General features: G+C 60.3%; 21 protein-coding genes. 16 read left to right on the top strand and 5 right to left on the bottom strand.

Annotation, left to right across the window (positions count from 1 at the left end; all coding sequences use genetic code 11):
* Positions 1–31: 31 nt before the first annotated feature.
* Positions 32–2,782: a LuxR C-terminal-related transcriptional regulator gene (locus ABIC80_RS19640; protein WP_429178354.1), complete on the bottom strand. Its 2,751-nt coding sequence runs from the start codon at positions 2,780–2,782 to the stop codon at positions 32–34.
* Positions 2,783–3,010: 228 nt separating this feature from the next.
* On the opposite strand from ABIC80_RS19640, the gene ABIC80_RS19635 reads away from it, so the two are divergent.
* From ABIC80_RS19635 to ABIC80_RS19615, 5 genes are all read left to right on the top strand, one after another.
* The gene (locus ABIC80_RS19635; RefSeq protein ID WP_429178352.1) at positions 3,011–3,973 is read left to right on the top strand and encodes a thiamine pyrophosphate-dependent dehydrogenase E1 component subunit alpha; all 963 of its coding nucleotides are present in this window, start codon (positions 3,011–3,013) and stop codon (positions 3,971–3,973) included.
* Between the two features lie 10 nt (positions 3,974–3,983).
* A complete protein-coding gene (locus tag ABIC80_RS19630) occupies positions 3,984–5,003 on the top strand; it encodes an alpha-ketoacid dehydrogenase subunit beta (protein ID WP_094419532.1) in 1,020 nt (339 codons plus the stop codon).
* 2 nt (positions 5,004–5,005) lie between these two features.
* Entirely contained in the window at positions 5,006–6,532 is a 1,527-nt protein-coding gene (locus tag ABIC80_RS19625) for a 2-oxo acid dehydrogenase subunit E2 (protein WP_429178350.1), read from the top strand.
* Positions 6,525–7,922 (top strand): dihydrolipoyl dehydrogenase, encoded by a 1,398-nt coding sequence (gene lpdA, locus ABIC80_RS19620; protein WP_429178348.1) that lies wholly within the window; start codon positions 6,525–6,527, stop codon positions 7,920–7,922. Before ABIC80_RS19625 ends, lpdA begins: the two co-directional genes overlap by 8 nt.
* Positions 7,923–7,991: 69 nt before the next feature.
* Positions 7,992–8,771 carry an acetoin reductase gene (locus ABIC80_RS19615; protein WP_042717102.1) on the top strand — a complete coding sequence of 260 codons (780 nt, stop codon included), beginning with the start codon at positions 7,992–7,994 and terminating at the stop codon, positions 8,769–8,771.
* Positions 8,772–8,821: 50 nt separating this feature from the next.
* Here ABIC80_RS19615 and treR read toward each other — a convergent pair whose 3' ends face one another.
* Positions 8,822–9,769 (bottom strand): trehalose operon repressor TreR, encoded by a 948-nt coding sequence (gene treR, locus ABIC80_RS19610; RefSeq protein ID WP_263753094.1) that lies wholly within the window; start codon positions 9,767–9,769, stop codon positions 8,822–8,824.
* 244 nt (positions 9,770–10,013) lie between these two features.
* Here treR and treB point away from each other — a divergent pair, with 244 nt between their 5' ends.
* Together treB and treC are read left to right on the top strand one after the other, a co-directional pair.
* Positions 10,014–11,435 carry a PTS trehalose transporter subunit IIBC gene (gene treB / locus ABIC80_RS19605; RefSeq protein WP_076769485.1) on the top strand — a complete coding sequence of 474 codons (1,422 nt, stop codon included), beginning with the start codon at positions 10,014–10,016 and terminating at the stop codon, positions 11,433–11,435.
* A gap of 16 nt (positions 11,436–11,451) precedes the next feature.
* Entirely contained in the window at positions 11,452–13,116 is a 1,665-nt protein-coding gene (treC, locus tag ABIC80_RS19600) for an alpha,alpha-phosphotrehalase (protein WP_429178347.1), read from the top strand.
* Between the two features lie 10 nt (positions 13,117–13,126).
* Here treC and ABIC80_RS19595 read toward each other — a convergent pair whose 3' ends face one another.
* Positions 13,127–13,546 carry a GFA family protein gene (locus tag ABIC80_RS19595; RefSeq protein WP_094419537.1) on the bottom strand — a complete coding sequence of 140 codons (420 nt, stop codon included), beginning with the start codon at positions 13,544–13,546 and terminating at the stop codon, positions 13,127–13,129.
* Between the two features lie 112 nt (positions 13,547–13,658).
* Here ABIC80_RS19595 and ABIC80_RS19590 point away from each other — a divergent pair, with 112 nt between their 5' ends.
* Positions 13,659–14,252 (top strand): hypothetical protein, encoded by a 594-nt coding sequence (locus ABIC80_RS19590; RefSeq protein ID WP_200135426.1) that lies wholly within the window; start codon positions 13,659–13,661, stop codon positions 14,250–14,252.
* A gap of 3 nt (positions 14,253–14,255) precedes the next feature.
* Here ABIC80_RS19590 and ABIC80_RS19585 read toward each other — a convergent pair whose 3' ends face one another.
* Complete coding sequence (locus ABIC80_RS19585) at positions 14,256–15,677, bottom strand: PLP-dependent aminotransferase family protein (protein WP_429178345.1); 1,422 nt, start codon at positions 15,675–15,677, stop codon at positions 14,256–14,258.
* A gap of 84 nt (positions 15,678–15,761) precedes the next feature.
* Here ABIC80_RS19585 and ABIC80_RS19580 point away from each other — a divergent pair, with 84 nt between their 5' ends.
* From ABIC80_RS19580 to ABIC80_RS19550, 7 genes are all read left to right on the top strand, one after another.
* On the top strand, positions 15,762–16,373 hold the full coding sequence (locus ABIC80_RS19580) for a YczE/YyaS/YitT family protein (protein WP_313162643.1): 612 nt from the start codon (positions 15,762–15,764) through the stop codon (positions 16,371–16,373).
* Between the two features lie 87 nt (positions 16,374–16,460).
* Positions 16,461–17,006: a GNAT family N-acetyltransferase gene (locus ABIC80_RS19575; RefSeq protein ID WP_128483493.1), complete on the top strand. Its 546-nt coding sequence runs from the start codon at positions 16,461–16,463 to the stop codon at positions 17,004–17,006.
* Between the two features lie 236 nt (positions 17,007–17,242).
* On the top strand, positions 17,243–17,494 hold the full coding sequence (locus ABIC80_RS19570; RefSeq protein ID WP_023478273.1) for a hypothetical protein: 252 nt from the start codon (positions 17,243–17,245) through the stop codon (positions 17,492–17,494).
* Positions 17,491–17,709, top strand: a complete 219-nt coding sequence (locus tag ABIC80_RS19565; protein ID WP_023478265.1) for a hypothetical protein — start codon at positions 17,491–17,493, stop codon at positions 17,707–17,709. The genes ABIC80_RS19570 and ABIC80_RS19565 overlap by 4 nt, the downstream gene beginning before the upstream one ends.
* Positions 17,710–17,923: 214 nt before the next feature.
* On the top strand, positions 17,924–19,003 hold the full coding sequence (locus ABIC80_RS19560; protein WP_429178343.1) for a LacI family DNA-binding transcriptional regulator: 1,080 nt from the start codon (positions 17,924–17,926) through the stop codon (positions 19,001–19,003).
* 103 nt (positions 19,004–19,106) lie between these two features.
* On the top strand, positions 19,107–22,178 hold the full coding sequence (locus ABIC80_RS19555) for a beta-galactosidase (RefSeq protein WP_429178341.1): 3,072 nt from the start codon (positions 19,107–19,109) through the stop codon (positions 22,176–22,178).
* 105 nt (positions 22,179–22,283) lie between these two features.
* Positions 22,284–23,000: a GntR family transcriptional regulator gene (locus ABIC80_RS19550; RefSeq protein ID WP_312201075.1), complete on the top strand. Its 717-nt coding sequence runs from the start codon at positions 22,284–22,286 to the stop codon at positions 22,998–23,000.
* Between the two features lies 1 nt (position 23,001).
* Here the strand turns inward: ABIC80_RS19550 and ABIC80_RS19545 are convergent, their stop codons facing one another.
* A complete protein-coding gene (locus ABIC80_RS19545) occupies positions 23,002–24,201 on the bottom strand; it encodes an enolase C-terminal domain-like protein (protein WP_042712881.1) in 1,200 nt (399 codons plus the stop codon).
* 277 nt (positions 24,202–24,478) lie between these two features.
* On the opposite strand from ABIC80_RS19545, the gene ABIC80_RS19540 reads away from it, so the two are divergent.
* Positions 24,479–25,840, top strand: coding sequence for a PTS transporter subunit EIIC (locus tag ABIC80_RS19540; protein ID WP_429178339.1), 1,362 nt, complete (start codon positions 24,479–24,481; stop codon positions 25,838–25,840).
* The last annotated feature ends 1 nt before the right edge of the window (position 25,841 follow it).

The raw sequence follows: 25,841 nt of genomic DNA, 5'->3' as shown, positions 1-25,841 counted from the left end.
CATTTCAGCCGCTGTTACGCAGCGCACCGCACTACTCCACTTTCAGCAACTTCCACTCCCGCGCCTGGTTTACCGCCTGCATCCGGCTGCTGACCTGCAACTTCTCATACATCTGTTTTAAGTGCCATTTGACCGTCTCCGCCGAAATCCCCAGCACGCGGGCAATCTCCTTGTTCGAGTGACCGCTGGCGATAAGCTCAAGCGTCTGCTGCTCGCGCTCGGTGAGATAGCGCGTCTCTTCCGCCTCATCGTGCCGTTTCGGTGGTAAACCAAACAGCTCCACCGCCTGCTGTCGCAGGGTTGCAGCCTGTTGCCGGAGCGCCCCCGGCGTGGCCTGGCGGGCAAGCAACTCGTCGAGCAGCCCTACTAATACCGAACCGAGATCGAGCAGGCTGCGCAGTAAACCTCGCTCAAGCGCCTGTTGCAGCGGCGAGGTGAAAACCATACCCGCCTGTTCATACGCCCCGGCATGCCAGAGGGCAACGGCCTGCGCCAGACGTAAGCGCAGGGCAGAGAGCGCTTCGCCGCGCTGCTGCTGCTCGTCGGCCAGCGCTGCAAAGGCAGCAGCAGCCTGATGAGCATGACCTTCAGCAAGGGCGATGCGGCTTTCGCTGACCCGTCGATAAAAGCCGATCGCCCCGTTTTCAGCATGTTCACTGTGCAACTGCCGGAGCGCGTCCAGCATCTCCAGCGCAGGGGAGAGCGCCTCATCACGCAGATACAGTTCAACCGTTTCCGCCAGCAGTGCCGCCTGCGCGCGCAGCCACTGGCGCTGGCGCGTCAGCTCGCCGCCATAGGTAAGAAGCCGTTTCGCCTCTGCAAGCTGGCCGTTAAGCGCCGCCTGGCGTGAGAGCACGATAAAGCAGCGGCTTAGCCCTTCCGGGGGGCAAAAGGTCTCGATCATCTCCAGGCGCAGCGCCAGCAGGGCGTCGATATCCTGCCGCTCGTCGCGCTCCCAGGCAACCTCCGCCAGAATTGGTGCCAGCGTTGCGCCGCTGCTGGAGTTGCTGCCGGTTTGCGCCTCGGCGGCCTGTAGCGTCTGCGCAGCAACCCGTTTTGCATCAGCCAGATTGCCCTGGCGTAAATGGGCCTGGGCGATAACAAAGGCGCGCCAGACATCAACAAACAGATTGCGGTTTGCCACCTTCAGCTCCGGCAACCTGCTCTGCACCGCCAGCGCCTGCCCCGGCCGGGCATTAACGAGGTGGCAGTAGCTGAGAATGTTGCACACCAGCCCATCCACCCAGCGATCACCGCAGGGGATCTCTGCCAGTAACGGCTCCACCAGCGCCACGCTCAGTTCAATATTCTCGGCAAAGGCTTCACAAATCGCCCGCACCACCCGCAGCTTGACCCGCACGCTGTGCGACAGCGCGGCGTCGTGCGCCATCGCTTCAATGCCGTCGAGAAGTTCGCGCGAAGCCTGAAAGCGGAAGTGGTGCGCCAGCGCCCAGGCGAGATTGAGCTGCAAATCAATGCGCGACGGATCGGGCGTCAGCGGCAGAAAGTGCATCCAGCGCACCAGCGTGTCGATATCCCCCTCTTCGGCGAGAGACTGCGCGCTGGCTTCGGCATGCCGCGCGCCGCTTTTTCCCGCTGCCAGCGCGTGGCGCACCGCCTCGGCCCAGAGTTGCTGCCCGGCAAACCAGTTGCTGGCGCGCTCATGCAGCTGCCGCACGCGCGCCGGTTCGCTCTGCTGCAAGCGGGCCAGCAGCGCGTCGCGCATCAGGTGGTGATAGCGAAACCAGCCGCCGTGCTCATCCAGCGCGGTGATAAACAGATTATGCTGCTGGATCCAGCCAAGCATCGCTTCGCCGTCCTCGCGCCCGGTCAGCGCATCGCACAGCGCCGGGGTCAGTCGGTTAAGAATCGCGGTTTGTAGCAGAAAATCGACCACCGCCTCCGGCAGCGGGGTAAAGATCACCTCATCGAGATAGCGCGCCAGCGTGCGCGAGCCGGAGGGAATACGCGCCAGAAAGCGCTGCGGATCGTGGTGCCAGTCCGGTGCCAGCGCGGCGATCTTGATCCCGGCCACCCAGCCCTCTGTGGCAAGCATCAGCCGCTGAACATCCTGCGCGCCGGGGATCGCCGTGCGCGCGGCGTCGCTGAGGTAGTCCTGCGCTTCGGCGAGGGTGAAACGCAGATCTTCGTCGTGCAGTTCGTTGAGCGCATCCTGTAATGCCAGGCGGCTCAGCGCCAGCGGCGGGCGAAAACGGCTGCCAATAATCAGGTGCAACGAATCGGGCGCGTGGTTGATCAGCCAGCTTATGCCTTCGTGCAGCGCGGAGTGGGTCAGGGCGTGGTAATCATCAAGGATCAACCACACCGGGTGCGGGCAGCGGTGCAGCTGGTTGGTCAACTCCGCCAGCAGCACCGAGAGATCCGGCGTCATATCGCCCTGCAAAAAGGGTTCGAGCGCCTCGCCCCAGCCGCTGTAGAGCGGTTTCAGGGCGGTGACCAGGTAGCGGGCAAACTGCGCCGGATCGTTCTCATCCTCCTCCAGGCTTAGCCAGCCGATGGCATCACCTTGCTCGCGGCGACGGCGATACCACTGCGCCAGCAGGGTAGTTTTCCCGGAACCGGCCGCGGCGCAGAGAAGCGTCAGTGCGCCGTCGGCGGCCGCATCCAGCCTGGCCAACAGGCGGTCACGCTCAAGCAGCACGCCCGGCGAGCGGGGTGGGGTTAATTTGGTGAGGATCAGCGGCAGCCGGCGCGTGAAGCGGAAAGGTTCCTCGCGATAGCTGGCCGCAAGCAGAGAGTCTGTTGAGGTCAACGATTTCATACGAGCCTGCCCCTGTTCACGAAAGTCGCTGCTAAGTGTAAGTAACTGACACCCGCCTGTAACCTGCCAGAACTTGACCCTTATCGCATTTATCTCTTTTAGTCCCGCTCTCCCCCCCAATTGGGGGGTTATCCCCCCTTAAGACCCGCTTATAGAGTAACCCCACTTCCGCAACCCCTGCCGGTCGCCGTGCTGGCGCTCGCGGGTATACAACCTGAGGACGGAGCTATGGAGCTGAACACACAACAGCTGTTAAAGGCTTATCGCAAAATGCGTGAAATACGTGAATTCGAGGAGCGCCTGCACACTGAAAACACCAGCGGTGACATTCCCGGATTCATCCACCTGTATACCGGCGAAGAGGCGATTGCCGTCGGCGTCTGCGAGAACTTACAGCAGACGGACTACATCGGCTCCACCCACCGCGGGCACGGCCACTGCATCGCCAAAGGGTGCGATATCCACGCGATGATGGCGGAGATCTTCGGTAAAGACGCCGGTCTCTGTCGCGGCAAGGGCGGCTCGATGCACATTGCCGACCTCTCGAAAGGGATGCTCGGCGCGAACGCCATTGTCGGCGGTGCGCCGCCGCTGGTGATTGGCGCGGCGCTGACGGCGAAAACCCGCAATAACGGCGGCGTTGCCGTCTCATTTACCGGCGACGGCGGCTCCAACCAGGGGCTGGTGTTTGAAGCCATCAACATGGCGGTGGTGCTGCAACTGCCCGCCATCTTCGTCTTTGAAAACAACGGTTACGGTGAAGCGACCGGGCATAACTACGCCGTTGGCGGTCGCGATATCGCCGGGCGCGCCGCCGGGTTTGGCCTGCCTGCCGTCACTGTAGACGGCACCGATTTCTTTGCCGTTTACGAAGCAACGGCTGAGGCAGTGAAGCGCGCCCGTGAAGGCGGCGGGCCGAGCGTGATTGAGGCGAAAGCGTTCCGCTGGCACGGCCACTTTGAGGGCGATCCGGGGCTTTACCGGGGGGAAGGGGAGATTGAGCGCCTGCGCGCCGATCACGATCCGCTGAAGATTTTCGCCAGCAAAACGGCAGAAAAGCTCACGCGCGAGGCGCTGGAGGCGATCGACGCCGACGTGAAAGCGCAGGTCGACGATGCGGTGATCAAAGCCCGCGCCGCTGGCTACCCGGTGGCGGAAAGCCTGCTGACCGACGTTTACGTCTCTTACTGAGGAGCCCGTCATGACAATCAAAACTTACCGCGAAGCAATCCGCGACGCGCTGGCGCAAGAGATGGCGCGCGATGAAAGCGTGGTGCTGATCGGTGAAGATCTGCGCGGCGGCCACGGCGGCAACGCGCCGGAAGAGGCGAAAGTGGAGGCCTTCGGTGGCGTACTCGGCGTTACCAAAGGGCTGTGGACCCAGTTTGGCTCGGCACGGGTGATTGATACGCCAATCACTGAATCAGCGATTATCGGCATGGCTGCTGGCGCGGCGGTCACCGGCTTACGCCCGGTGGCGGAACTGATGTTTATGGATTTCTTCGGCGTCAGCCACGATGCGCTCTACAACCAGGCGGCGAAATTCCGCTATATGTTCGGCGGCAAGGCGAAAGCGCCGCTGGTGGTGCGCGGCATGATCGGAGCCGGTTTTTCGGCTGCCGCCCAGCATTCCCAGTCACCCTACAACATTTTTGCCACCACGCCGGGGCTGAAAGTGGTAGTGCCCTCATCGCCCTATGACGCCAAAGGGCTGCTGATCCAGTCGATTCGCGACGACGATCCGGTGGTCTTCTGCGAACACAAGATGCTCTACGACATGAAAGGCGAGGTGCCGGACGAGAGCTATACCGTGCCGTTGGGCCAGGCCAATTACACCCGCGAAGGGGAGGATGTCACCATTATTGCCCTCTCGGCGATGGTGCATAAAGCCAACCAGGTGGCGGACAAACTGCTGAAAGAGGGTATCTCCGTTGAGGTGGTCGATCCGCGCACCGTGTCGCCGCTGGACGAGGAGGGCATTCTCGAATCCGTTGCTTCTACTGGACGGGTGGTGATTGTCGATGAGTCCGCCGCGCGCTTCGGCTTCGCCCATGATGTGGCGGCGCTGATCGCCTCGCAGGCGTTCCACTTCCTGAAAGCGCCGATCGTGTTAATTACCCCGCCGCACACCCCGGTTCCCTTCTCGCCCGCGCTGGAGAAACTCTGGATCCCTGATGTGGATCGCATTGAGGCCGCCGTTCGACAACTGATGGAGGCGTAACCATGAGCACAATCCGCACGCTGGAGATCCCCAAATGGGGGCTCTCGATGGAAGAGGGGACGCTGGCTCAGTGGCTGATTAAAGAGGGTAGCGCCTTCAGCCAGGGGCAGGATATTTGTGAAATTGAAACCAGCAAGATAACCAACGTGCTGGAAGCGCCGTGGGACGGCGTGCTGCGCCGGGTACTGGCTCAGCCGGGCGATACGCTGCCGGTTGGCGCGGTGCTGGCGCTGGTGGCCGATGAGCAGGTAAGCGACAGCGAACTCGACGCTTTTGCCGCCAGCCTCAACAGCGGTACGTCGCAGCCTGCGGCAGACTCCGCGCCATCGACACCCGCGCCAGCAGCGATAACCTCATCTGAACCTTCAGCACCTGTACCGGCAAAACCCGCCGCGCAGGATGCGATCCCGGCGGCGCTGCGCGGCGAAACCGATGAGACGCAGGTGAATGCCACATCGCATGCTCTGCGGCTGGCGAAAAAGCAGGGCATCGATCTGAGTAAGGTAAGCGGCTCCGGTCGCGAAGGGCGCATCTCCGTCGCCGATTTGCAGGCAGCCATTACCACGGGCGGCGGCAGCGCCGAGTTGCAGCCGCGCGCGGCGGTAAAAGCGAAACCGCGCCACACTACGCAGGATGATAGCCAGATCCCGGCAACACCCATCGCGCGCCGTCTGGCAAGCCAGTTGGGGATCAATCTGCATGACTGCCGCCGCTCAGGCTCGGCCGGGCGCGTCAGCCGCGCCGATGTGGAGGCATTAGCCGCGCTGCGTGGCAGCGGTGAGAAGAGCGTTGCCCGAACAGCAGAAGCGGTTGAAGAGCGCGCGGCGTACGACAGCCAGCCGCTCTCGGCGATGCGGCGCACTATCGCCAGCCGTTTGCAGGAGTCCAAACGCAACGCGCCCCATTTTCGCCTCGTCAGCGAGGTCGATCTGACGCGCCTTCAGGCGCTGCGCCGGGAAGTGAACAGCGCGCTGCCGTCGCTAAAAGTGACGCTCAACGATCTGCTGGTGAAAGCCTGCGCCCAGGCGCTGATGAGCGTGCCGGAGATGAACGTGCAGTATGACGAGGCCTCGCAGACCATTCGCCGTTTTCACACCGCTGATATTGCCATCGCCGTGGCGCTACCCGGCGGGCTCTATACGCCAATTCTGCGCGAGGCGAATCGCAAAACGGTCGGTGCCATCTCCCGGCAACTGCATGAGCTGGTGACGCGCACCAAAGCGGGCACGCTGAAAGCGGAGGATTTTCAGGGCGGCACCTTCTGCATCTCCAATCTCGGCATGTTCGGCATCCGCCAGTTCGACGCCATTATCAACCCGCCGCAGTGCGCGATTCTGGCGGTGGGGGCGGCGGAATCCCGCGCGGTGGTGCATGAAGGGCAGATCGTGGCGCGTGAACGGCTGACGCTGTCGCTGTCGTGCGATCACCGGGTGATTGATGGCGCGGTCGGCGCGACCTTTATGCAGCATCTGCAACGCGCTATCGAAACGCCTTCTCTGATGCTGGTTGAGGAGGCGCGCGGTGAATAACAGCTTTGATGTGCTGATTATCGGCGGCGGGCCGGGCGGCTACGTCGCCGCCATCCGCGCCGGGCAGTTAGGCTTGCGCACCGCGCTGGTGGAGAAAACACACCTTGGCGGTATCTGCCTTAACTGGGGCTGCATTCCGACCAAAGCGATGCTGCACGGCGCTGAGGTCGGGCATGCCATGCGCCATGCCGATCAGCTGGGGTTTAGCGTCGGCGAGATCGCTTTTGAGATCCGCCGTCTGGTAGAGTACAGCCGCTCGGTGTCGCAGCGGCTGACCGACGGCGTCGCCTTCCTGCTGAAAAAGCACAACGTCACGGTGATCAACGGCGAAGGCCGCCTGCTGGAGAAGGGGCGGGTGGCGGTGCGCGGTATCGACGGCGGCGAGCAGGAGTTCCGCGCCGATCACATCATCCTCGCGACCGGTGCACGTCCGCGTGCGCTACCGGGTATTGAAGCGGATAAAAGCCATATCTGGACCTACTTTGAGGCGCTCAACCCCGCCGCGCTGCCGCGTTCGCTGCTGGTGATCGGCTCCGGTGCTATCGGCGCGGAGTTCGCCAGTCTCTATAACGATCTCGGCTGTGAGGTGACGCTGGTGGAGCTGGCGGATCAGATCCTGCCGCTCGAGGATCGCGATGTCTCAGCCCAGGTGCAGCAGCAGTTTGCGAAACGCGGAATGCAGATCTTCACCGGGGCGCAGATCCGCTCAGCGACGGTCAACGGCGATCGCGTCAGCTGCCTGCTGAAAACTGCCGACGGCGAGCAGACGCTGGAGGTGGATCGCGTGCTCTGCGCCGCCGGTATTCAGCCGAATATCGAAAACCTTGGCCTTGAGGCGCTCGGCGTTGAGATGGCGCGCGGCTTTATTCAGGTCGACGATCGCGGTCGCACCAATGTCTTCGGCCTCTACGCCATCGGCGATGTCGCGGGCGCGCCGTGCCTTGCGCACAAAGCGAGCTATGAGGGCGTGCGCTGCGTCGAGGCGCTCGCCGGGCTGCCCGTCGCGGCACCCATCAGCCCTGATTTTATTCCCCGCTGCACCTACACCCGGCCGCAGGTGGCCAGCCTCGGTTTAACCGAAGCACGCGCGCGTGCCTGCGGGCGGGAAATCCGCGTCGGCGTTTTCCCCTATCAGGCCAACGGCAAAGCGCTGGCCCTTGGCGAACCGCAGGGCTTTGTCAAAACCCTGTTTGATGCGCAGAGCGGCGAGCTGCTCGGCGCGCATATGGTGGGCAGCGATGTGACGGAGCAGATTCAGGGATTTGGCATTGCCCATACGCTGGAGGCAACGGAGGAGAGCCTGCACGAGGTGATCTTTGCCCATCCAACCCTTTCTGAAGCGATGCATGAAGCGATCCTCGCCGCCGACGGGCGCGCGCTGCACCAATGAATAGGTAGTGAAGTTTGCCGCGACAGTCTGTTGCGGCGCAGTTGTAACTCAAACCATAAGAGAGAAAGCATGACTATTGATAATAAAGTGGCGCTGGTAACCGGCGCAGGCCAGGGAATTGGACGTGGGATTGCGCTTCGCCTTGCGAAAGAGGGGGCGTCGCTGATGCTGGTGGATATGAACGCCGCCAACCTTGAGGCGGTGGCGAAAGAGGTGCAGGCGCTGGGTCGTAAAGTGGCGACCTTTGTCGCTGACATTTCACAGCGCGATCAGGTCTATGCGGCAATCGATCACGCGGAAGAGGCGCTGGGCGGCTTTGACATTATCGTCAATAACGCTGGTATCGCGCAGGTGCAGCCGCTGGCTGATGTCACCCCGGAAGAGGTGGATCGCATTATGCGCATCAACGTGCAGGGGACATTGTGGGGCATCCAGGCGGCGGCGAAGAAGTTTATCGACCGTCAGCAGAAGGGGAAGATCATCAACGCCTGCTCGATTGCCGGGCATGATGGTTTCGCGCTGCTGGGCGTCTACTCGGCGACCAAATTCGCCGTTCGCGCCTTAACCCAGACGGCGGCAAAAGAGTATGCCAGCCGCGGCATTACCGTTAACGCTTACTGCCCGGGCATTGTCGGCACCGGCATGTGGGAGGAGATTGACCGCCGCTTCTCCGATATCACCGGCGCGCCGCTGGGTGAAACCTACAAGAAATATGTTGAGGGTATTGCGCTGGGCCGCGCTGAGACGCCGGAAGATGTGGCCGGGCTGGTGGCCTACCTCGCCGGGCCGGATTCCGACTATGTCACCGGTCAGGCGATCCTGATTGATGGCGGCCTGGTCTACCGTTAAGACGGGCGATTGACGCTTTCGTCTGACGAAGGCGTCATTTCCGTTGGGCGTTACTGGAAGGTGCAGGGGATAACAATATGCTCTTGCGTACGCGTTCCGTGCAGCATCTCCAGCAGCAGCTGCGAGGCTTTCAGCCCCGCCTGCTGATAGCCCATTTTGACGCTCAGCACATCGGGTTGCAGGAAGGTCATCAGCGGCGTGCTGCCGATACTGCCGACTTTAATCTTCCACCCCTGCTGCTGAATGTATTTAATCGCGCCCATGGCGATGGTGTCAGAGGCGCAAATCAGCGCGCCGCTCTCGGCAGTGAGTAGCCCTTTCGCCAGGTCGTAACCGCTCTGATAGCTCAGATCGCCGAGCGCCGCGTGCGGCGTCATGCCAAACGCTTCACACCGCTCAAGGTAGGTTTGGTAACGGATATTCCCGGTAGTGGGATCGTTAGTGGTGACACCGATATAGGAGACGCTGCGATGGCCCGCGTCGCGCATCTTCTCCATCAGCACATTGACCGCGCCGACGTTATCGTAGACCACCGACGCCACTTCCGGCAGGGCGCTGGAGATGAGCACCAGCTTATCTTTCCACCCTTTTACCAGGCTCTTATCGACGCCGGAAAAGCCGAACAGAATCACCCCTTCGACATTGCGCTGCGCCAGCACGTTAAGGTGCGCGGCAAGCAGGGTGGGATCGAGCAGGCTCTCCATTAAAATCGCATCGTACTCATGCTGATAGATCTGCGGCAGAATGGCGCGAATGGCCTGATTTTCCGAGGCGGAATCGAGACGCGTGACGATCACACCGATGATCTTTTCCCGCTGCGAGCGCAGCGCCTGGGCGGCTTTCGATGGCGTGTAACCCTGCTCTTTGATAATCGCTTCAACGCGTTCACGGGTCGCTTTCTTCACTTTATCGCTGTTGTTGATCACCAGCGAGACCGTGGACTTTCCGACGCCGCACAGTTTGGCGATGTCGTTTAACGTTAGCTTTTTATCACTCATTCCCGCACGGGCCTCCTGAAGATCGGACCCGGCGATACTAGCATTAATGAATCCCCTAAGGCACCTCTCTGTGCCGCTGCGCTGCACCGTTTATTTTGTGATCGCCTGCTAAAATTGGAACGTTCCAACTAGGCGGAAGTATAGGTTGCCGCTATGGTCTCTATCGCTCGGTTCAGAGTAAGAGTTTTTACGAAAAGCTGTAATAACAACAGCTCACTCATCAAAACCTGCTGGAAGAGAAAAGATGGCGATAAAAAGTAACCCCCAGGATATTGATAAACTTATTGAATTGGTCGGCGGCAAAGAGAACGTCGCTACCGTCAGTCACTGTATTACCCGTTTACGTTTTGTGCTTAACGATCCGAAAAAAGCCAAGCCCGCGGAGATTGAAAAATTGCCGATGGTGAAGGGCTGCTTTACCAACGCCGGGCAGTTTCAGGTGGTAATTGGCACCGATGTCGGCGACTGGTATCAACTGCTGTTGCAACATACGCAGGTGAGCGGCACCGACAAAGAGAGCGCCAAGCGCGTGGCGCGGCAGAATATGAAGTGGCATGAGAGCCTCATCTCCCACTTTGCGGAGATCTTCTTTCCGCTGCTGCCGGCGCTTATCAGCGGCGGTCTGATCCTCGGTTTCCGCAACCTGATTGGCGATCTGCCGCTGTTCAATGACGCGCCTCTCACTGAAGCGTCGCCGGTGTGGAAAAGCATCTACGACTTCTTATGGCTGATTGGCGAGGCGATCTTCTTCTACATTCCGGTCGGTATCTGCTGGTCGGTGGTGAAGAAGATGGGCGGCACGCCGATCCTCGGCATCGTGCTGGGGATTACGCTGGTCTCTCCGCAGCTGATGAACGCCTATCTGCTCGGGCAGCAGACGCCGGAAGTGTGGAACTTTGGCTGGTTCTCCATCGATAAAGTGGGCTACCAGTCGCAGGTTATTCCGTCGATTCTGGCTGGCCTGACGCTGGCGTGGATTGAGCTGAAGCTGAAACGCATCGTGCCGGATTACCTGACGCTGGTGGTGGTGCCGGTGCTCTCGCTGCTGATTGCGGTGTTCCTCGCGCATACCATCATCGGGCCGTTCGGCCGTGTGGTGGGTAACGGCATCGCCTGGGGCGTCAGCCATCTGATGACCGGGCCGTTTGCGCCGATTGGCTCCGCGCTGTTTGGCTTCCTCTATGCGCCGCTGGTGATCACCGGTGTGCACCAGACTACGCTGGCGGTCGACCTGCAACTGATCCAGAACCTCGGCGGCACGCCGGTCTGGCCGATTATCGCGCTCTCCAACATTGCGCAGGGTTCCGCAGTCGTCGGCATTATCCTGGTGAGCAAGAAGGTTAATGAACGGGAGATCTCAGTGCCTGCCGCCATCTCGGCCTATCTCGGCGTGACGGAACCGGCGATGTACGGCATCAATATGAAGTATCGCTTCCCGATGCTCTGCGGCATGGTCGGCGGTGCCTGCGCCGGGCTGATTTGCGGGCTAACCGGCGTGATGGCGAACGGCATTGGCGTCGGCGGCTTACCGGCCATCCTCTCGGTGAAAACCCAGTACTGGTCGATTTATGGTCTGGCGATGCTGGTGGCGATTGTGATCCCGCTCGTGCTGACCACGGTTATCTATAAACGTAAGCAGGCAGCGGGCAAGCTGCTGGTGGTGTGAAAAAGGGATCGACGCAATGAGCAAACGTAATGTTCCGTGGTGGCAAAACGGCGTGATTTACCAGATCTACCCGCGCAGTTTTCAGGACAGTACCGGCAATGGCCTCGGCGATCTTCAGGGCATTGTGCGCCGCCTTGATTATCTCCAGTGGCTCGGCGTAAGCGCCATCTGGCTGACGCCAGTTTACCTCTCGCCGCAGGTGGATAACGGCTATGACGTGGCGGATTACTACGCCATCGATCCGCTGTTTGGCACCATGGCGGATTTTGAGGCGCTGGTTGACGCCGCCCATCAGCGCGGCATCAAGGTGGTGATGGATATGGTGTTTAACCATACCTCCACGGAGCATGCGTGGTTCAAAGCCGCTGCCAGCGACCGTAACAGCCCGTGGCGCAACTTCTATATCTGGCGCGACGGTAAAGAGGGGCGGCTGCCCAATAACTGGCACTCCAAGTTTGGCGGCAGCGCCTGGTGCTGGCACGAGGAGACGCAGCAGTACTATCTGCACTCCTTCTCTGCCCAGCAGGCGGATCTCAACTGGGAGAACCCGGAAGTGCGCAACGCCCTGAAAGCGGTCTGCCACTTCTGGGCGGATAAGGGTGTGGACGGGCTGCGGCTGGATGTCATCAACCTGGTCTCAAAGCACCCCGATTTGCCGGATGATGATGAGGGTGACGGCCGCCGTTTCTACACCGACGGCCCGGCGATTCACGACTTTCTCGAAGAGATGAGCCGCGATGTCTTTCAGCCGCGCGGGTTGATGACGGTGGGCGAAATGTCATCCACCCGGCTTGAGCACTGCCAGCGCTATGCGCGGCTGGATGGCAAAGAGCTGTCGATGACCTTTAACTTTCACCACCTGAAAATCGACTATCCGCAGGGTGAGAAGTGGCGGCTTGCGCCGCCGGATCGGGTGGCACTAAAGCGGATTTTCGCCGAATGGCAGCGCGGGATGCACAAGCTGGCATGGAACGCGCTCTTCTGGTGTAACCACGATCAGCCGCGCATCGTTTCCCGGCTGGGGGATGATGGGGCGCTGCGCACCGTCTCAGCGAAAATGCTGGCGATGGTGCTGCACGGTATGCAGGGCACGCCCTATATCTTCCAGGGCGAAGAGATTGGCATGACCAATCCGCACTTCAGCCGCATCGATCAATACCGCGATGTCGAAAGCCTGAATATGTTCAAAATCCTGCGCCTGCATCAGGATGAAAAAGATGTGCTGGCGGTGCTGGCGCACAAATCCCGCGATAACGGCAGAACGCCGGTGCAGTGGGATGACAGCGAGAACGCCGGTTTTACCGACGGCGAAAGCTGGATTGACGTGGCGGATAACTACCGGCAGATCAACGTGGTCAGTGAGATGGCGGATAATGATTCAGTGCTGCACACCTATCGGCAACTGATTGCGCTGCGCAAAAACCTGCCGGTGCTCACCTTTGGCGACTATCAGGATCTCGACCCCGATTCGCCCGCCTGCTGGTGCTATCAGCGGCAAGATGAGGAGCAAACCCTGCGGGTGATTGCCAACCTCAGCGGCGAGCCGCTGGCGCTGAGCGAAGTGTGTCTGCCCGATGAAGCGGGCTGGCGTCTGCTCTACGGCAACTACGCGGATGGCGCGCAACTGCCCGCCACCGGCACGCTCAGACCTTATGAGTGCGGCTGGTGGCTGCGGGAGTAGGTTAGCCGCTTCACTTCCCGGCAGGGGTGTAGCGCAGATACCCGGCAACGCCGCTGTTATCGCCCCCATCCGATGGGTGATTGACCCCTTCGGAGACCGGGATTTCGGCGAAATCGAACGGCGATACGCCTTCAATGCAGGCCGCGTTAACGCCATATTGATCGGGGTTGGAGCGGCGCTGGTGGAAGGTGTAGATGCCGCACACCGAGCAGAAGAAGTGGACGGCGACCCCGGTGTTAAAGCGGTACTCGGTCAGCTTCTCTCTGCCCTGAAGAATATCAATGCCTGACAGCGGCGCGGTGACTGCCACCGCGCCGCGCATCCGGCAGTAGGAGCAGTTGCAGCGCCGCGCGTTGTTAAAGCCGTCGAGCAGCGTCACGTTAAACACCACCGCACCGCAGTGGCACTGCGCCCGTTTTTTCTCACTCATCTCACTTCTCCAGCCTGGAACGATACTCTCAACCATAGCCTTTTTTGGGGATACCGGGAGGGGCGCGCAAGCGTGTAGAATCGCTGCACTTATCGCCCTGAGGCTCAGCACTATGCGTAACTCTCTAATTTTACTAACACTCCTTGTTTCCACATCCGGTATGGCTGCCACGCTGCACTCCGGCATTTATGAAGAGCTGCAGCTTGCGGTCTCGCCGCAGGGCAAGATCAGCGGTTACTACAGCGAAACCCTCGGTGTCGGCGTGACGCGCACCTGCGCCTTTTCGCTGGTGGGGGAGGTGTCGGCAAAAGGCGATGCAACGATCACCTCCTGGTCCACTGCCGTGCTGCCGGGGCACCTTGCGGCAACAGCCGACGGCGTGACGCTTAGCGTGCCCGACGGACAGACTCATGATGGTTGCAGCAATGTGATGCCGCCGTTGATTAATGACGGGCTGGAACTGAGCAAAACTCGCGATACCGACTGGCAGTCGATGGCACAGGTGCACGCCGAGCGGCTCTACTTCTATCGCCAGCCTGAAGAGAAGACGCGGCGCAAAGCCTTTATCGTGCAGGATGATGTGGTCGGCGTGCTGAAAACCCAGGGGGAGTGGACGCAGGTTGAATATCTCAGCGATGAGGGCAAAAGCACCACTGGTTGGGTGAAAAGCGAGGCGCTCGCCCCGCTGACGCCGCCCGCTTCCTGATGCTTACACTACGCTGCGCTTAAACGACGGGGCCGCCGGATTGAGCGCCTGCCACAGCGGTTTTATGCGCAGCAGCGCATCCTCGAGCACCGTTGACTCCAGCGCGAAGGGGATGCGGAGATTACGCTCAAACGCGCCGTCGAGGCCGAAACGCGTCCCGGCACCGAGATGAATGCCCTCGGTTTCCGCGCGTGCGGCAAAAGCCGTTGCCAGCCGGTCGGGTAGCTCAACCCAGTAAGATAACCCGCCCTCCGGCGGCTGAAAATGCCACGCGGGGAAGAGATCTGCCATGAGTTCGCCGCAGCGGTCGCGGCGCGCTTGCAGCATCGCCCTGCGCGCTGGCAGAAAGTCGCTTTCATTCGCCATCAGCCACTGCGTTGCCAGCTGTTCCAGCAGCGGGGATCCCAGCTCCAGCGAGTCGCGCGTCTGCGCCAGGTGGGCGATGGTGCGCGCAGAGGCGCGAACCCACCCCAGCCGTAAACCGCCCCAGAAGGTTTTCCCCGCCGAGCCGAGTGTAATAACCGTATCGCTTTTATCAAACGCGGCAAGCGGCGGCGGTGGGGCGTTTTCGTACCAGAGATCGACCATCGTCTCATCCACTACCAGCGTGGTGCGCGTACGGGCGGCAATGGCGGCGATCGCTTCCCGCGTCGCGCTGTCCATGCAGCGCCCGGTCGGATTGTGATAATCGGGCATCAGGTAGGCAAGGCGCGGCGCAGTCTGCGCCAGCGTGGCGGCAAAACCGTCGCTGTCCCAGCCGCGCTGCGGCAGCGAGACGCCAACCGGCCTGCACGACGCCCCCTGAATCGCCGCAATCGCCAGCGGGTAGGTAGGGTGATCGACCACCACGCGATCGCCAGGCCCGGTCAGCATACGCAACACCAGTGCCAGCCCGCTCAGCGCGCCATTCACCACCATCACTTCATCGACATGGGTCGGTAAACCGCGCGCGGTATAGCGTGCGGCAATCGCTTCGCGCAGCGCCAGCACGCCGAGCTGACCATACCCGGTACGCGAAAGATAGGGAGCGATTGCCGTTAAGGCGTGGCTATAGGCCTGGTGAATCTCCGGCCCGGCGCTGAGCGCGGCGGTGGAGAGATCGAGCGCCGCGCCGGCGGTGCTGCGCGTCGGTATGGCGCGGTTATCGGGCAGGATCACCCGCGAGCCGCTGCCGTGACGGCTCTCCAGATAGCCCTCCTCGCGCAGGTGCGCCAGCGCGCTGGCAATCGTCGTGCGGCTCACCGAGAGCGTGGTCGCCAGCTCCCGCTCGCCGGGCAGACGGGTATCCAGCGCCAGCCTGCCGTCGAGGATCAACAAGCGCAGCGCATCGGCAAGCTGACGCCAGAGCGGGGTGCGGGACGAGGATTGTTGCCAGTGGCCTAACAGGCGCAGCAACGACTGGCTACCAAAACGACGGGATGACATAAGCAGTCCACTATCTGAAAACTGGACATTAATCATAAGTCCATTTCCGGGGAAGATGGAAGCCTGTCCAAACGGAGAAGATCTATGCTGCGTCGATTACTGCAACTCTATTTCGGGTTATCCCTTTACGGCCTCTCTACCGCCATGTTTGTGCGCGCCGATCTCGGTGCCGACCCGTGGAATGTCTTTCACCTTGGCGTGGCGAAACTGCTGGCGCTGGATATCGGCACGGTGATGATCGCCACCGGCGCGCTGGTGCTGCTGCTGTGGATTCCGCTGCGCCAGCGCCCTGGGCTTGGCACCATCAGTAATGTGGTGGTGTTAGGCCTGGCAGCCGATGCTGCGCTCTCCGTCATCCCGACGCTGAGTGACATACTGCCGCGCAGCGGGCTGCTGGCGGGCGCCATCGTGGTCAATGCGATTGCCACTGCGATGTATATCGGTGCCGGGTTTGGCTCCGGCCCGCGCGACGGGTTGATGACCGGGGTACATGCGCGCACCGGCTGGTCGGTGCGCAGCATCCGTACGGTGATTGAGCTGTCGGTGCTGCTGATTGGCTGGCTGCTGGGCGGCACGCTAGGCGTCGGCACGGTGCTCTATGCGCTGACCATCGGCCCGCTGATCCAGCTCTGCCTGCCGTGGTTTCGCTTCGCACCGCGCCCCGTTCCCGTCACAGAAGTAAAACCTGCCGCTTAGCCATTTTTGTCAGGTTTACAGGCAGATGAAGTTAAGGGATGCTGAGTTATCACAGGCCGACGCTTTCGGCCTGAAGAGAGAGAGCCTATGACCACACCCATTCTGGAGACCGAAAGATTACGCCTGCTACCGCTGGTATCTGCCGATGCTGAGCAGATCCAGCGCATTTTTCCGCGCTGGGAGATCGTGCGTTACCTGATTGCCAGCGTGCCATGGCCCTACCCGGAAGGTGCCGCGCAGCACTATGTTGATAACGTCGCGCTGGCGGCAAGCCGCGCCGGTGAAGGCTGGTTCTGGACGCTGCGTCGTAAAGAGGATGAGCGCGAGTTAATGGGCGTTATCTGCCTGATGAACACGCCGGATAACAACCGTGGTTTCTGGCTGGCGCCGGAGTGGCAGGGGCAGGGCTATATGCGCGAAGCGTGCCACGCGGTGACCGATTACTGGTTCAATGGCCTGAAGCGCGAGGTGCTGCGCGCACCGAAAGCGGTGGCTAACGAGCGGTCGAGAAAGATCTCACACAGCAGCGGTATGCGGCTGGTTCGCCGTCAACCGGGCCACTATGTGGCGGGCGAGTTAGAGACCGAGTTGTGGGAGATCACCCGCGATGACTGGAACCGCCTCTACGGCTGAGGCCCGCGCCGACAGCCCACCCGGGCTGTCATTTATTTATCTCTTCTAAGTACTTTCTCACCCATATATTAAAATTGTCATAATAATGAAATATTAATTTAATATTTATGTCATCTTTCTCGTGCAAATTATTTATGGGGTATTTCGGCTTGTTATATTTCTGAAATATATTTGTGGATCGGTTACCTAAGTTCGTGTATTAATTAGCGTGTTTATTCACACCAGAAGGGATAATCATGACCAGCGCTGTATTAAACGTAAGAATTGATGAAGCGTTAAAAGAGAAACTTCGCCATTATGCCGAAGTCAATAATGAGAATTTAGGCTCGGCAACGCAAAAGCTTCTCCTGCTGGCGTTTGAGGCAGTGGAAGAGGAGAGCGTATCAGAGGAAGAGGTCGACAGCCAGCACACGGAAGAAGAGAGCGCAACGCCACTTACAACCAAAGAAATCAAAGCACTACGCAAACTTCTGAAGAAGAGAAAATGAACCAACAACTGCTTTCCATCGCCCACAGTTACCGTGAAGCGTGCGAGCTGCTGCGCTCAGGGTTCGTCAAACAAGTTCGTCTGGACTGGAATATTGGCACAGATGAGTTCTTTCGCATTGCATCGGACTGGTGTGACGCTGGTGCTAAAATTAAAAAAGAAGGGAACAGCTTTATTATTTCACTGAAAGGATTCCCCATCCCCCGCCAGCAGTAACACACTTGTCATGAAACCATCATTTTAATTGCAAATAAAAGTGTGATGATGGTTCAAATAATAACAGCAACCATCTCAATAAAGCATTAAGGATGATGTTTACGGCGAGCCGTTTGTGGCTCGTCGTTATTTCTTTTGGCTTGCCGTAACCGCGCGCAGGCAACGGGCGATGAAGCGGGTATACTGCATAAAATTTGCAGTGGCCCGGAAGCTTATGAAAACCATCACTCTCTATGATGTCGCCCGCCATGCCGGCGTCTCTTATCAGACCGTCTCCCGCGTGATCAACGATGCGGCCCATGTCTCTGCACGCACCCGTGAAAAGGTGCAGGCGGCGATGGCGGCGCTGCACTATGTGCCCAACCGCGGCGCGCAGCAGCTGGCGGGCAAACGCAGCAAAACCCTTGGCCTAGTGACCACCGATCTGGCGCTGCATGCACCGTCGCAAATTGCCTCGGCGGTAAAGAGCCGCGCCGGGCAGGCGGGGGCCAGCGTGATGATTTCGATGGTTGAACAGCACGATGAGCAGAGCTGCGCGGCGGCGCTGCAGGAGTTGCTGGCGCAGAGGGTGGAGGGCGTGCTGATTAACGTCCCGCTTGACGATGCGCTGGCACAGCAGCTGGCGGCGCAGGCCGCACCGGTACCGGTGCTGTTTCTCGATGTCAGCGACACGGCGTCGGTCAACAGCCTGGTGTTTGATGCCGCTCAGGGCGCGCGCCTCGGGGTTGAGCACCTGCGGGCATTGGGGCACCAGCGCATTGCGCTGCTCGGCGGGCCGGAGAGCTCGGTTTCGGCACGCGCCCGCTTTAGCGGCTGGCTGGCGGCGCTGGAGGAAGCAAAGCTGTCTCCCTTCGCCTGTGCGCACGGTGACTGGAGCGCGGCCTCCGGGTTTGAAAAAGCGCAGCGCTTACTCGCCGGGCCGCAGCTGCCGCAGGCGGTGCTGGTGGCAAACGATCAGATGGCGCTTGGCGTACTGCGCGCCTGCGCGGCAAAAGGCATTGCCGTCCCGGAGCAGATCTCGGTGGTCGGCTATGACGATACCGACGACAGCGCCTGGTTTTCGCCACCGCTCACCACCGTGCGCCAGGCGTTCAAAGAGGCGGGCGCGCGTAGCGTTGACTGGCTGCTGGATAACCAGGCGCAGGGCGATGGCTTTTGCCAGATACGCCTGCCGGTCACTCTGGTCGGGCGCTACTCCAGCGCGCCGCTGTCGCAGCAAAAAGAGAGCGGTGAAGCGCTGGCCCGGCGTCTGAAACAGCTGGCAGAGCAGGTGGCTTTACTCAATCGCCGCTAAGCTTTTGTGATCCTCTTCGCTTTCAGCCGCTCTGCACCTTTACCTGCGGCCCGCTTTGCGCCATTGTGCTAAAAATTGTGAGCGCTTCGCAAAAGAGGTTGTTATGCCATCTACCCTTGCTTCATTACTCTCCCGTCGCGACTGGGAAAACCCGGTTGTCACCCAGTGGCATCGCCTGGCGGCGCATGCCCCAATGCGCAGCTGGCGCAATGAAACCGCCGCGCGCGATGAAGCGGAGTCACCCTCGCATCGCTCGTTGAACGGCCTGTGGCAATTTAGTTTTTTTGCCTCGCCGGAAGCGGTGCCTGAGCAGTGGATCGAGCAGGATTGCGCCGACGCTGTGGCAATGCCGGTGCCCTCCAACTGGCAGATGCAGGGCTTCGATACGCCCATCTATACCAATGTGACCTATCCGATCCCCGTTAACCCGCCGTTTGTTCCCCAGCAGAACCCAACCGGTTGTTACTCGCTCACATTTGAGGTAGACGCTGAGGCAATCGCCGGGGGGCAGACGCGGATTGTGTTTGACGGCGTGAACTCTGCTTTCCATCTCTGGTGCAACGGGCAGTGGGTCGGCTACTCGCAGGATAGCCGCCTGCCAGCGGAGTTCGATCTCAGCGCGGTGCTGCGCGCAGGCGAAAACCGCCTGGCGGTGATGGTGCTGCGCTGGTGCGACGGCAGCTATCTCGAAGATCAGGATATGTGGCGCATGAGCGGCATCTTTCGCGACGTCTCGCTGCAACATAAACCGGCGCTGCACATTGCTGACTACCACTACACCACCGTGCTCAACGCGGAGTTTACCCGCGCAAGCGTGCAGGTGGCGGTGGAGCTGGCAGGCGAGTTTGCCGGAGCGCGCGTGAAGGCGGTGCTGTGGCGCAATGGCGAAAAGATCGCCTCTGGCGAACAGACACCTGGCAGCGCGGTGGTCGATGAGCGCGGCAACTGGGCGGAGCGCCTGAGCCTGACGCTGCCGGTCGAGTCGCCGCTGCTGTGGAGCGCGGAGACGCCGAACCTCTATCGCCTGACGCTGACGCTTTGCGATGAAGAGGGTAACTGCGTGGAAGTTGAAGCCTGCGATGTCGGCTTCCGCCACGTTGAGATCCATCAGGGCTTATTGAAACTTAACGGCCAACCGCTGCTGATCCGCGGCGTTAACCGCCACGAGCACCACCCGGAGCACGGCCAGGCGGTCGATGAAGCGACCATGCGGCGCGATATCGAGCTGATGAAGCAGCATAACTTCAACACCGTGCGCTGCTCCCACTATCCTAACCACCCGCTCTGGTATCGCCTCTGCGATCGCTACGGTCTCTATGTGGTGGATGAGGCCAACATTGAAACGCATGGCATGGTGCCGATGAGCCGCCTGGCGGATGACCCGCGCTGGCTGCCCGCGATGAGCGAGCGCGTGACGCGCATGGTGCAGCGTGACCGCAACCATCCGTCGATCATCATCTGGTCGCTGGGCAATGAGTCCGGGCATGGCGCGAATCACGATGCGCTGTACCGCTGGCTGAAGAGCACCGATCCAACGCGCCCGGTACAGTACGAAGGGGGCGGGGCGAACACCGCAGCGACGGATATCATCTGCCCGATGTATGCCCGCGTCGACCAGGATCAACCTTTTCCTGAAGTGCCGAAGTGGTCGATCAAAAAGTGGATCGGCATGCCCAATGAGACCCGGCCGCTGATCCTCTGTGAATATGCCCATGCGATGGGCAACAGCTTTGGCGGTTTCGCCAAATATTGGCAGGCGTTTCGCGCCGCGCCGCGTTTGCAGGGCGGTTTTGTCTGGGACTGGGTTGACCAGGCGCTGACAAAAATTGGCGCAGACGGGCAGCCCTTCTGGGCCTACGGCGGTGATTTTGGCGATACGCCAAATGACAGGCAGTTCTGCATGAACGGGCTGGTTTTCCCGGATCGCACCCCGCACCCGGCGCTGTTCGAAGCGCAGCGCGCGCAGCAGTTTTTCCAGTTTTCTCTGCTCAGCGCTTCACCGCTGATCATGGAAGTGACCAGCGAATACCTGTTCCGCACCAGCGATAACGAAGTGCTGCGCTGGCGCGTTGAGCGCGACGGCGAGGTGCTGGCGCAGGGCGAAACCGCGCTGGTGATTGCACCGCAGGGCAAGGTGCAGATCGCGCTGGATCTGCCGGAGCTGACCGCTGCGCCGGGCGAATTGTGGCTTAACGTTGAGGTTTACCAGCGCGAGGCGACGGCGTGGTCTGCGGCCTGGCATCGTTGCGCCTGGGATCAGTGGCGCTTACCGGCACCGCTCTATTTTGAGGCGCCTGATGAACAGGGCGAGCGACCGACGCTTGAGGTCAGTAATGAAACCTACACCGTTACCCAGGGCAATCAGCGCTGGGCCTTCTGCCGCCAACGCGGAGATCTGGTGCAGTGGTGGCGCGACGGGCAGGAGACGCTGCTGACACCGGTGACCGACTGTTTTACCCGCGCACCGCTCGATAACGATATCGGCGTCAGTGAAGTGACACGTATCGATCCCAATGCCTGGGTAGAGCGCTGGAAAGCGGCGGGAATGTACGATTTGCGCGCCGAGCTGTTGAGTTTTGAGGTGCAGGAGACCGCACAAGAGGTAACGCTGCGCACGATTCACCGCTGGATCGGTGCCGGGAAAAGCGCTTTTATCAGCGAGAAAACGTGGCGGATTGATAGGACCGGCGGGTTACAGGCCGATATTGAGGTGGTGGTGGCAAACGATATTCCGCCGCCGGCGCGCATCGGGCTGGTGTGCCAGCTTGCTGAGCGTCCGGCAGAGGTGAGCTGGCTCGGTCTTGGCCCCCATGAAAACTACCCTGACCGTAAACTCGCGGCCTGCCAGGGGCGCTGGACGCAGCCGCTGGCGGCGCTGCATACGCCCTATATCTTCCCCGGCGAAAATGGCCTGCGCTGCGACACCCGGCTGTTGCAGTGTGGCGGGCATCAGCTGGAGGGGCAGTTCCACTTCTCCCTTGGCTGCTACAGCGACACTCAACTGCGGGAGACGACGCACCACCATCTGCTGCGCGAAGAGGCGGGCTGCTGGCTGCATCTCGACGCCTTCCATATGGGCGTCGGCGGGGATGACTCCTGGAGCCCGAGCGTCTCGCCGGAGTTTATTTTGCAGCAGGAGCGGGTGCGTTACCGCTTGCGCTGGCAGCAGGCGTAGACGCCGGTTCCGCGCCGGGCATGTTGTTCCCGCACGACATCGGGTATCTTTACCGGTCTGTGGCTATAACATGCGCCGGTGGCGGTTCGCGTTGGGAAGGGGTGGATGAAGAAAAAAGAGTTCGTCACGCAGGATCTGCTCAGCAAAATTTACCAGAACAGTGCGCCAGGCCCGCGCAAACTCCCCCCGGAGCGGCAGCTGGCGCAGGAGTATGGCGTGTCGCGCTTCACCATCCGCCAGGCGCTGGAGAAGCTTGCCAGCATTGGCGTGGTGCGCATTGTGCAGGGCTCCGGCATCTGGATTAATGAACAGGCGCGCAACAACCCGCTGGTCTACAACTCAATCACCGAGAAGCGCTTCGATCAGATCCGCTTTCGCATGGTAAGCCTGCATAAGAAGCGGCCGAACCGCGATGAGCAGCAGATCTTTGGCCTGAGCGATGAGAGCTTTATCTGGCAGTTTTGCCGCCTGCGCTTTGTTGATGAGCAGGCGGTGCAGATTGAGATTTCACGCATGCCGGTGGAGGGTTTTGCCGATCTCAATCAGCAGGTGATTGAGCGCTCACTTCAGCAGTATGTTTTAAGCAAGGGGTATCAAATTTCCCACCTGCTCACCACCTACCGGGCGGTGAACGTCAGCCGCGATCAGGCCGCGCTGCTCGGCTGTAAAAAGGGCAGCCCGGCGATGCATATCAGCAATCGCGGCATTCTTGAGGGCGGCCAGGTCTACGAGATCAGCGACATTATCGATATCAACTACAGCTGTACCTATGTCATCCCCCATAACCGCGAAAACCTGACCTTCCGCCAGGGCGGCGGCTGAGTTACGGCGTGTGCATGGTGCCGTCGGTGAGGCGGCTCTGCGTCCACTCATGCGGGCGGTAGGTGACGGGCCAGGCGCGCGCCTCCTCTTCATTAAACCCAACGCCGATGCCCGGTTTTTCCGGCGCATAGACAAAACCGGCTTTCACCTGCGGCGCGCCGGGGAAGACCGCATCCGTGGTCGCGGAGCGCGGGATATACTCCTGAATCGCGGCGTTATGCAGATGGATATTGAGATGGGTATTGACCGCCACGGCGATGGGCGTCATATCGCCCGGGCCGTGCCAGGCCAGGCGCACGCCGAAGGCCTGACAGAGCACCGCCAGCTTCAGCGCCGGGGTGATGCCGCCAAGCTGTGAAATATGGCAGCGGATAAAGTCGATGCGGCGGTTCACAATCAGATCGTGCCACTCCGCCGGGTTGTTAAACAGCTCGCCCATCGCCAGCGGCGCGCTGCTGTGCTGGCGCACCTGATCGAGCCAGCCGCTCTGCGCGGGCGGCAGAATATCTTCAATAAAGTAGGGCTGATAAGGCTCAAGCTGCTTCGCCAGCTGCACCGCCTGCTGCGGGAAGAGGCGCTCATGCACGTCATGCAGAATATGCAGGCTGTCGCCATACTTCTCGCGCAGCGCTTTAAACATGGCGACGGTGTTGCGCATATACTCCTGCTGGTCAAAATAGGCGCCCGGCGTCGGGTTGTCCGGCGTTTGCAGCTGCGAAGGCGTACCGCCGTAAAAACCAAGCTGGCAGCGCACATGGCGATACCCCTGTGCCACAAGCTTATCGACCGAGTCGAAGAGTTCGTCGAGGGTTTCACCGCTGGCGTGGCTGTAGGCGGCGATGGCATCGCGGGACTTCCCACCCAACAGCTGATAGAGCGGCATCCCGGCGAGCTGGCCTTTGATATCCCACAGTGCCATATCAACACCGGAGATGGCGTTATTAAGGATCGGGCCGTTACGCCAGTAGGCGTTGACGCTCATCATCTGCCACAGATCTTCAATGTTATTGGCATCGCGACCAATCAGCAGCGGCTTCAGGTACTCATCCACCACCGTTTTGACCGCCAGCGGGCGCTGCTGAAAGGTCGCACAGCCGTGGCCGATGACACCTTTATCGGTTGTTACCCGCACCACGACCAGGTTATGCCTGTCGGGGCGGGTAATAAAACAGTCGATATTCTGGATAAGCGTTGGCGTCACGGGAACTCCTTTACAGCGAAATATAAGCGGGGAATGGCCACTATCTTCGCCCTAATTTCGCCGCGAGGTAAACGCTTTTTTCGAATAAATATTTTGGTCAGATTTCACCTGTTAATGTAATTAAAAACCAGACCAATTTGCGCTTTGTTGCGTTAATGAATGCTTGATATCGGCAAAGTGTGACGGATTTCATATTTTATTGGTTTGTTTTGCTTCCTGCATTTCTCTACCCTTGGTAGCAATGACTAAAACAACAACGCATCCGGCAGGAGTTTTTATGGGCACGCAAGAAGCCATCACCAATATTATTCGCCTGGTGGGCGGGCGGGATAATATTCATAACGTCTGGCACTGTATGACGCGCCTGCGCTTCTCGCTGGTGGATGACAATAAAGTGGAGCAGGCGGAGATTAAAAAAGTGCCCGGCGTGCTGGGCGCGCAGCTGCAAAGCGACCAGTTCCAGATTGTGATTGGCCCGCAGGTCAACAGCTGGTATGAGCAACTTCTCGCCGCTCTCGGCAACGCGCCGGTAGCACCGGCTGCGAAAGAGAAGGGGCGCAAAAGCCTGGTGTCGCTGTTTATGGATACGGTCTCCGGCGTCTTTGGGCCGATTGTGCCTGCCATTGCCGGGGCGGGAATGATCAAAGGGCTGCTGGCCGGGCTGATTGCCCTCAACGTCATCTCGGCGAAAAGCGATACGGTGATCGTTATCGATCTGATTGCCAGCGGCGTCTTCTACTTCCTGCCCTTTTTCCTCGCGGTCTCGGCGGCAAAAATATTCAAGACCAATGAATATCTGGCGGCAGCGGTCGCAGCCTGCCTGATGTATCCCTCGCTTATCGAGGCGGCGAAAGCGCTGGCAGCGCATCAGGAGGGGGCAGTCAGCGCCTTCTGGCTGCTTAACGCCATCCCGGTTTCCGTCTTTAACTACTCGGCAAGCGTGATCCCGGTGATCTTCTCGGTGCTGGCGCTCAGCTATATCCATCGCTGGGTGGACAGCATTATGCCGGAGGTGCTGAAGACCGTCTTTACGCCAACATTGACGCTGTTCCTCGGTGCGCTGGCAGCGCTGGTGGTGATTGGCCCCATCGGCATCTGGCTCGGCAAAGGGCTGGCGCTGTTTATTGAAGGGCTGTTCAGTATTTCGGCAAGCTTCGCCGGGCTGGTGGTGGGGGCGATTCGCCCGGTAGCGATCCTCACCGGCATGCACCACGCCATGACGCCGATTGCGCTGCAAAACTTCAGCGATCGCGGGTATGACATGCTGATGCCGATGATGTTTATGGCCAATATGGCGATTGCCGGTTCCACCTTTGCTATCTGGCGCTTGAGTAAAGATCGCCAGGAGAAGAGCGTCAGCTTGTCGGCAGCCATTTCAGCGCTGCTCGGCATTACCGAACCGGCGCTGTTTGGTGTCTTAACACGCTACAAAAAAGCCTTTATTGCCGCTACCGTTGCCAGCTCGCTGGCCTCAGCCTTTATCGCCTTCTTCGGCGTGCGGCTCTACGGCTATATTTTGTCGAGCATCTTCAGCCTGCCAGCCTACATAGGCCCCTACTTTATCTTTGCGCTGTCGGGCGTGGCGATTGCGCTGGTGCTCTCCTTTGCACTCACCACGCTGCTGCTGGCGAAACAGTAGC

Source organism: Kosakonia sp. 1610 (assembly GCF_050435845.1).
Taxonomy (GTDB): Bacteria; Pseudomonadota; Gammaproteobacteria; order Enterobacterales; family Enterobacteriaceae; genus Kosakonia; species Kosakonia cowanii.
The sequence above is the reverse complement of the archived record's forward strand: the minus strand, read 5'-3'. Positions and strand labels throughout refer to the sequence as shown.